Genomic DNA, 7465 nt, shown 5'->3' with positions numbered 1-7465 from the left:
CTGCGTGATCGCAGGCGCGGATTGGGCGGGGTTTATGCTCTCCATGATGGATCGATGCTGCATCGCAACAATGCGATGGTCAAGATATTACGCGGCCAACGCTGGCAAACTGCCCAATACGGGTTGCGCGCAGGCCACAGGCTGGGCCAAAGGACGTTCGTGACCGCCAGCATCAGCATAGGAAATGACGGTACGGGCAATCCCGTGCTGGTCGATGTCGAGGAACTGCTTGCCACCCGTCTGCTCGTCCAGGGCAATTCCGGGTCCGGCAAGTCACATCTTCTGCGCCGCCTGCTGGAGGAAAGCGCGCCGATGGTGCAGCAGGTGGTGATCGACCCGGAAGGCGATTTCGTCACCCTGGCCGACGAATATGGCCATGTCGTGATCGATGCCGGCGACTATAATGAGCGCGAGATCGTCAAGATGGCGGCCCGCATCCGCGAACATCGCGCGTCGGTGGTGCTGAGCCTCGAGTCGCTGGAACTGGAAGCGCAGATGCGCTGCGCCGCGACCTTCCTGTCGACCCTGTTCGACGCGCCGCGCGACCATTGGTATCCCGCGTTGGTGGTGGTGGACGAGGCGCAGATGTTCGCCCCGGTCGCCGCCGGCGACGTGTCGGACGAAGCCCGGCGCCTGTCGCTCGCGGCCATGACCAACCTGATGTGCCGTGGCCGCAAGCGTGGCCTGGCCGGCGTCATCGCCACCCAGCGCCTGGCCAAGCTGGCCAAGAATGTCGCCGCCGAAGCCTCCAACTTCCTGATGGGTCGTACCTTCCTGGACATCGACATGGCCCGCGCCGCCGACCTGCTGGGCATGGAGCGCCGTCAGGCGGAGCAGATCCGCGATCTGGAGCGTGGCCGTTTCCTGGGGCTTGGGCCCGCGATCGCGCGCCGCCCGGTCGCGGTGAAGATCGGGGCGGTGAAGACCGGCACGCGCGGTGGCACCCACAAGCTGATGCCGCCGCCGATCACCACCGGCGAGGATTTTCAGGAATTGCTGTTCGCTCGGGTCGAGGAAGAATCGATGCCGCCGCCCCCGCCCCGCGCCGAACCGCCTGCCCGCCCGGCCGAGGAAATCATGCGCCAGCTCGCCGATGTGCCGTCGGCCAAGCCCGCCGCGCCGGAACTGGATTTCGGCGAGAATGAGCCGATCGTGATCGCCGTGCTGGACGAGATCGTCGCGGACCTGGGCGAAGCCGTCCCCAGCGTCGCTGCCCTGTTCCAGGATTTCGGCGTCCGCTGCCGGATGAAGGGGCTGCGCAAGCCGCCACTCGACCTGCCCGCCTTCCGCAAGCGCTTCGCCATGGCGCTCGCCGGCATGAGCGATTCGGCCGACCCGCGCTGGGAAGAGCCGATCCGCGCCGCCGATCCGGTGCCGGAAGATATGCTGGCTCCCTTCCTGCTGATCGCCCGCGCGGCGATGGAGGGCGAGCCCTGCCCCGAGGACACGGTGCTGGCCCGCGCCTATGGCACCAGTTCGCCCGGCCGCGTCCGCCGGCTGATCGAATATATGGAGAAGCTGGGCGTGATCGTCGCGCGGACCGATTTCGGCGGCCGCCGTTCGATCGGCATCCCGGCGCTCGGCCTCAGCACGGCCGCTGCCGAATGACGCAGGCGTCGGTCCTGTTCGTCTGCCTCGGCAATATCTGTCGCTCCCCGCTGGCGGAAGCCGCGCTGCGGGCGGAGGCCGAACAGGCGGGTCTTGATATTGTCGTGGATTCGGCCGGCACCGGCGACTGGCATGTCGGCGACGCGCCCGATCCGCGCGCGCAGGCGGTGGCGCGGCGCCATGGCATCGACATTAGCGGCTATCGCGGGCGGCAGGCGAAGCCGGCGGATTTCCACCGCTTCACCCATATCTTCGCGCTCGACAGCGACAATCTCGCCAATCTGCGCCGCATCCGCCCCGGCGACGGGACCGCCAGCCTGTCGCTGCTGATGGACCTGGTGCCGGGACGGGAAGGCAGCGGGGTCACCGACCCCTATTATGGCAATGACGCCGGCTTCGACATCAGCTGGGACGATGTCACCCGCGCCGCCAGGGCAATCGTGGCTCGGTTGCGCACGAATCCCTAATCCCGTTCGGTTCGAACCTGTCGAGAACCGTTAGCGCCGCCATTTCTCGACTTCGCTCGAAACGAACGGATGTTGGGCATTAGCCGAGCATCGTCGCGATCGGCAGGCCCTGTTTCAAGGTCAGGGTGACCGGGGTCCGCTCGGCAACATCGGCCAGCCGCGCCCGCTGCTCCGTGTCCAGCCCGACGATCGTCAGTGTGCGGTCGATCCGCTTTTCCTCCTTGCCCGACAGGCGCAACGCGACGTCGAGCGATTCCAGCGGCCAGCCCTTCTTTTCCGCATACATGCGCAGCGTGATCGCGGTGCAGGCACCCAGCGCCGCCAGCAGCAGATCATAGGGGGCCGGGCCAAGATTGGCGCCGCCCAGCGCCTTCGGCTCGTCGGCAGTGATGGCATGACCGCCAACGACGATCTCCGTGCGATACCGGTCCTTGCCGATATGGGCGCTACCCTGGGCCATGATGCTGCTCCTTATGCCGGGAGGGGGATGAATTCATGCTCGTCGGGCACCGGGGCGAAGCGCTGGGCCTGCCAGTCGGCCTTGGCCTGCTCGATCCGATCGGGCGAGGAAGAGACGAAATTCCAGAAGATATGACGCTTTTCGGGCAGCGGTTCGCCGCCCATCAGCATCAGCCGGGTCGCGCCTTTGGCACGCAGGATGATCTCCGCGCCGGGCTTGAACACCACCAGTTCGCCGGTCGCAAAGCCGCCGGTCTGGCCGATCACCTCGACTTCACCCTGCACCACATAGATGGCGCGTTCGACATGCTCGGCCTTGAGCTGATAGCGGGCGCCGTCCTGCAACGCGATATCGGCATAGACCATGTCGGAGAAGGTCTTCACCGGCGATACCAGACCATCGGAGCTGCCGGCGATCAGGGTCAGGCGCGTGCCCGCATCCTCGATCGTCGGGATTTCGTCGGCCTTGTGATGGGCGAAACCCGGATCGACTTCCTCCGCCTGCGTCGGCAGCGCAACCCAGGTCTGCAGGCCAAACAGCTTGCTGCCCTTGGCGCGATTTTCCTCGCTGGTGCGCTCGCTATGGACGATGCCGCTGCCCGCAGTCATCCAGTTGACCTCGCCGGGGCGGATCGACTGGACCGATCCGACGCTGTCGCGGTGCAGGATTTCGCCCTCCAGCAGATAGGTGACGGTAGCCAGGCCAATATGCGGATGCGGGCGCACATCCAGCCCCTCGCCGCTGTTGAAGGTTGCCTCGCCCATCTGGTCGAAGAAGATGAAGGGGCCGACCATGCGGCGATGCGCGGACGGCAGCGCGCGGCGGACCGAGAAGCCATCGCCCAGATCGCGGACCGGGGGCAGGATGACCAGATCGACGCCGTCGACCTCTGAAGTGCGGATGGACATGGGACTTATCCTCTTTTCGGAAAATGGGGTCAGGCGCCGAGCAGCGCCAGCGCCTCGATCTGGGCGCGGCTATAGCCCTGCGCGGCGAGTGCGGGGACATGGCGTTCGGCAATCGCGCGGGTGCGACCGGATTCGCAGAGAAATTCGCGCACATCGTGCAGATGCGGGGCCAGCATCACCGGCTGGGCCTTTTTCGGTCCCAGGATCGCGTCGAGCGCATGGCCAATCCGCGAGCGGACCGGGCCGGCAGCCGCCGGTTCGCCACAGCCGCAATCGGCAACGGCGCTCAAGGTAGCCTTCACGTCCTGCCATTCGGCGGAGCTGAGGCGCGGGGTGGCGATGTTCAGCATGAGAAGGCTCCCTGTTCGTCTGGACCGTTTCGTTGGTTTCCTTCTAGCGCGATCGCACTTTCAGGATCAGCCGGATAAAATCGGTCACTCTGTTCTATATTCTGGAAAAGAAGGGGCGCATGACCCGCGCCCCTCCCCTTTTGTCGTCAGGCCGCATCGACCAGCACGATCTCGCTATCCTCGATCGCCGTCACGCGGATGACATCCAGATCCTGGATCGCCACGCCGTCGCGGGCATTGGCCCGCACATCGTCGATCTGGATCGCGCCGGTGGCCGGGACCAGATAGGCCTTGCGATCCTTGCCGATCGGATATTCGGCACTCTCGCCAGCCTTCAGCGTCGCGGCGACAACCCGCGCATCGGTGCGGATCGGCAGCGCGTCATTGTCATTCCCGTAACCCGACGCCAGCGTCACGAACTGGCCGCTCCGCTCGCCCTTGGGGAAGGGACGCGAGCCCCAGCTCGGCGCTTCGCCGTCGCGGGTCGGGATGATCCAGATCTGGAAGATCTGCGTCGTCACATCCTCGCGATTATATTCCGAATGGGTGATGCCGGTGCCGGCCGACATGACCTGCACATCGCCAGCCTCGGTCCGGCCCTTGTTGCCCAGATTGTCCTGATGGGTGATCGCCCCTTCGCGGACATAGGTGATGATTTCCATGTCGCGGTGCGGGTGCGGCGGGAAGCCGGTGCCCGGCGCGATCGTGTCGTCATTCCAGACGCGCAGATTGCCCCAATGGACGCGAGCGGGATCATGATAGCCGGCGAACGAAAAATGATGCTTGGCATCCAGCCAGCCATGATTGGCACCACCCAGGCTGTCGAAAGGACGAAGTTCGATCATCTTGTGTCTCCTGCGGGCGGCACATCCATGATGGGGCCGCCCTGTCGAAGACCCAATTAGCGCTTGAACGCATTTCCGTTCAGATGGATAAAATGCATCGAAACGTTCCAGGAAATCGAACAGTGAACAATCCCGGCACCCCGACCTTCGACCAGCTGCGCATCTTCCTCACCATCGTCGACACCGGCAGCTTCGCTGCCGCCGGGCGCAAGCTCAATCGTGCCGTGTCGGTCATCAGCTATGGCATCGCCAATCTGGAGGCGCAGCTGGGCGTGCTGCTGTTCGAGCGCGAAGGCACGCGCAAGCCGCAGCTCACCGTCGCCGGCCGCGCCCTACTGGCGGAGGCCCGCAGCATCGCCCATGGCATGGACGGGCTGCGCGCCAAGGTGAAGGGGCTGCTCGACGGGCTGGAGGCGGAGGTCAATCTGGCGGTCGACGTGATGTTGCCGGCCGAACGGCTGGGCAAGGTGCTGCGCGCCTTCGCGAAGGAATTTCCGACGGTACAGTTGCGGCTCCATGCCGAGGCGCTGGGCGCGATCGTGGCGATGGTGCTGGACCGGGGCGCGGTAATCGGCATTTCCGGGCCGCTGTCGGCCGGGGTCGAGGGGATTGAGAGCATGTCCGCCGGACTGGTGCCGATGGTGCCGGTGGCGGCGCCCGATCATCCACTTGGCCGGATGGAGGCGATCGCGCCGGGCGCCGGGCGCGACTATACCCAGTTGGTGCTGACCGACCGGTCGCGCTTTACCGAAGGCCGCGATTTCTCGGTTGCCAGCCCCAAGACCTGGCGCCTGGCCGATCTGGGCGCGAAGCATGCGCTGCTGCGCGAAGGGATTGGCTGGGGCAATATGCCGCTGCCGATGATCGAGGCGGATCTGGTCGCCGGCACTTTGGTGCGGCTCGCCATGCCCGATCATCCCGGCGGCACCTATCGCTTCTCGGGCATCTGGCGCCGCGACACCCCGCCCGGCCCGGCCGCATCCTGGCTGATCGAGCAGTTCGTCGCGCTGGGCGCCGACGATCGCGAGGCGGCCGGGATGAGCGACGTCTAGGCGTCCGCCGAAGACCGCGCCATCCCGACGATGCGACGCTTCCCCTTGATGAATCATGTTTTTCTGGCACACCCCAAGGAGATTGCGGCGGGATCCGACAAGATGGCGACCATGTATCGCCGACCGGGCTCACGCCGACAATGACAGGTGGGGGACAATGGAGTGAGTGCGGGTCGCGCATGAACAAGGTCAAGGAGGCGCCTGCCACGGTCGGGGCGCGCCAATATCGTGCTTTTCTGAGCTACAGCCATGCCGACGAGCGCGCGGCGGGAAAGCTGCATCATTGGCTGGAAACCTATCGGATGCCCAGGCGCCTGGTCGGCATACAGGCCGGCCGGGCGGCGGTCCCGCGCCGGCTGACCCCGATCTTTCGCGATCGCGCCGAATTGCCGGCTGCTTCCAGCCTCGACGAACAGGTGCGCCTGGCCCTGTCCCAGTCGGACGCCCTGCTGGTGCTATGCTCGCCAGCGGCGAAGGCCTCGCGCTGGGTCAATGCGGAAATCGCGCTGTTCCGCGAACTTCATCCCGACCGGCCGATCATCGCCGCGCTGGTCGCGGGTGAGCCGGCCGACAGCTTTCCCGCCGCGCTGATCGCGCGCGATGCCGCTGGCATAGAGCGTGAACCGATCGCCGCCGATTTCCGCGCCGACAGCGACGGCCCCAAACTGGCCCGGTTGAAGATCGTCGCCGGCCTGACCGGCGTACCGCTCGACCAGATCATCCAGCGCGACGCCCAGCGCCAGTTGCGCCGTGTGATAGCCGTCACATTTGTTGCGCTTTTTCTTGTCCTATTGATGGCGGCGATGCTGGTCTTTGTCGCGCGGGCAAGGAGCGAGGCAGAAAGCCAGCGCCAGCAGGCAGAGGGACTGATCGAATTCATGCTGACCGATCTGCGGGAAAAGCTGGAGGGCGTTGGCCGGCTCGACGTGCTGCAGACGGTGAACAAGCGTGCGCTCGCTTATTATGCCGACCAGCCCGACCTGGAAACATTGCCGGGCGATTCGCTCGAACGGCGCGCCCGCATCCTGCAGGCCATGGGCGAGGATGATTTCAAGCGCGGCGACACGCCAGAGGCCATCGCCCAGTTCCGCGAGGCCTATCGCGTCACTTCAACCCTGCTGGCCGCCGCACCGAACGATCCGCAACGCCTGTTCGCCCATGCCCAGAGCGAATTCTGGCTCGGCTATGTCGATTTTATCCGCGATCGGAACGACGCCGCCCTGACACACTTCCAATCCTATCAGGCGCTGGCCGAAAGGCTGGTGCAGTTACGACCGGCGAACGACGCCTATTGGCGAGAACTGGGCTATGCGCAGGGCAATATCTGCACCATCGCCCTCGCCAGGAAGAATCCCGACAGAACATTGCAAAGCTGCAAGGGCGCGCTCGACACCATGATGCGGGTCCAGCGCCTGGCGCCCGGCGATCCGGCGATCGCTGCGGATCTCGCCAATCGCCATGCCTGGATGGCGGACGCGCTGCGCTTGCAGGGGGATGACCGGGCGGCACTGGTGCAGCGCGAAAAGCAGGATACGATCCTGCGGTCGCTGCTCCGGCGTGATCCGAAAAATGCCGGCTATCTGCAGGACTGGATGCTGGCGCGCTATTCCATGTCGAACCTGCTCTATGATCTGGGTGAAACCGATCGCGCCAAGGCGCTGCGCGCCGAGGCCCGCGCCGACGTCGCCGACCTGGTGGCGCGCGATCCGGCGAACAAGGACTGGCAGGTCTGGCAGGGCAAGCTGGCCAAACCATTGACGAAGGGGAGCAAATAA

The 7465-nt window shown here is 65.7% G+C and carries 8 protein-coding genes; 4 read left to right on the top strand and 4 right to left on the bottom strand.

All coding sequences use genetic code 11. The features are described from left to right. Positions 1-159 precede the first annotated feature (159 nt). The gene (locus ACUCV3_RS08010; protein ID WP_004208642.1) at positions 160-1608 is read left to right on the top strand and encodes a helicase HerA domain-containing protein; all 1449 of its coding nucleotides are present in this window, start codon (positions 160-162) and stop codon (positions 1606-1608) included. After that, on the top strand, positions 1605-2075 hold the full coding sequence (locus ACUCV3_RS08005) for a low molecular weight protein-tyrosine-phosphatase (protein WP_048938067.1): 471 nt from the start codon (positions 1605-1607) through the stop codon (positions 2073-2075). The genes ACUCV3_RS08010 and ACUCV3_RS08005 overlap by 4 nt, the downstream gene beginning before the upstream one ends. A gap of 79 nt (positions 2076-2154) precedes the next feature. Here the strand turns inward: ACUCV3_RS08005 and ACUCV3_RS08000 are convergent, their stop codons facing one another. The 4 genes from ACUCV3_RS08000 to ACUCV3_RS07985 form a co-directional block, all read right to left on the bottom strand. Beyond that, positions 2155-2535: an OsmC family protein gene (locus tag ACUCV3_RS08000; RefSeq protein WP_048938068.1), complete on the bottom strand. Its 381-nt coding sequence runs from the start codon at positions 2533-2535 to the stop codon at positions 2155-2157. A gap of 11 nt (positions 2536-2546) precedes the next feature. Continuing rightward, positions 2547-3443, bottom strand: a complete 897-nt coding sequence (locus ACUCV3_RS07995; RefSeq protein ID WP_048938069.1) for a pirin family protein — start codon at positions 3441-3443, stop codon at positions 2547-2549. A 29-nt stretch (positions 3444-3472) separates the two neighbouring features. Then, on the bottom strand, positions 3473-3793 hold the full coding sequence (locus tag ACUCV3_RS07990; protein WP_048938070.1) for a hypothetical protein: 321 nt from the start codon (positions 3791-3793) through the stop codon (positions 3473-3475). 146 nt (positions 3794-3939) lie between these two features. After that, positions 3940-4638, bottom strand: coding sequence for a pirin family protein (locus ACUCV3_RS07985; RefSeq protein ID WP_004208647.1), 699 nt, complete (start codon positions 4636-4638; stop codon positions 3940-3942). Between the two features lie 122 nt (positions 4639-4760). Between ACUCV3_RS07985 and ACUCV3_RS07980 the strand changes: the two genes are divergently transcribed. Next, positions 4761-5690 (top strand): LysR family transcriptional regulator, encoded by a 930-nt coding sequence (locus tag ACUCV3_RS07980; protein WP_004208648.1) that lies wholly within the window; start codon positions 4761-4763, stop codon positions 5688-5690. Between the two features lie 179 nt (positions 5691-5869). Beyond that, positions 5870-7465 (top strand): toll/interleukin-1 receptor domain-containing protein, encoded by a 1596-nt coding sequence (locus ACUCV3_RS07975; protein ID WP_048938071.1) that lies wholly within the window; start codon positions 5870-5872, stop codon positions 7463-7465.

The sequence above is a fragment of the Sphingobium sp. VMM genome (assembly GCF_056790315.1).
Note: the sequence above shows the minus strand (reverse complement) of the source record. Positions and strands in the feature narration are given on the sequence as shown.

Excerpts from the sequence above, each read along its gene's own strand:
- ACUCV3_RS08005 (WP_048938067.1), top strand. The coding sequence starts at position 1,605 with ATGACGCAGGCGTCGGTCCTGTTCGTCTGCCTCGGCAATATCTGTCGC.
- ACUCV3_RS08000 (WP_048938068.1), bottom strand. The coding sequence starts at position 2,535 with ATGGCCCAGGGTAGCGCCCATATCGGCAAGGACCGGTATCGCACGGAG.
- ACUCV3_RS07995 (WP_048938069.1), bottom strand. The coding sequence starts at position 3,443 with ATGTCCATCCGCACTTCAGAGGTCGACGGCGTCGATCTGGTCATCCTG.
- ACUCV3_RS07990 (WP_048938070.1), bottom strand. The coding sequence starts at position 3,793 with ATGCTGAACATCGCCACCCCGCGCCTCAGCTCCGCCGAATGGCAGGAC.
- ACUCV3_RS07985 (WP_004208647.1), bottom strand. The coding sequence starts at position 4,638 with ATGATCGAACTTCGTCCTTTCGACAGCCTGGGTGGTGCCAATCATGGC.
- ACUCV3_RS07975 (WP_048938071.1), top strand. The coding sequence starts at position 5,870 with ATGAACAAGGTCAAGGAGGCGCCTGCCACGGTCGGGGCGCGCCAATAT.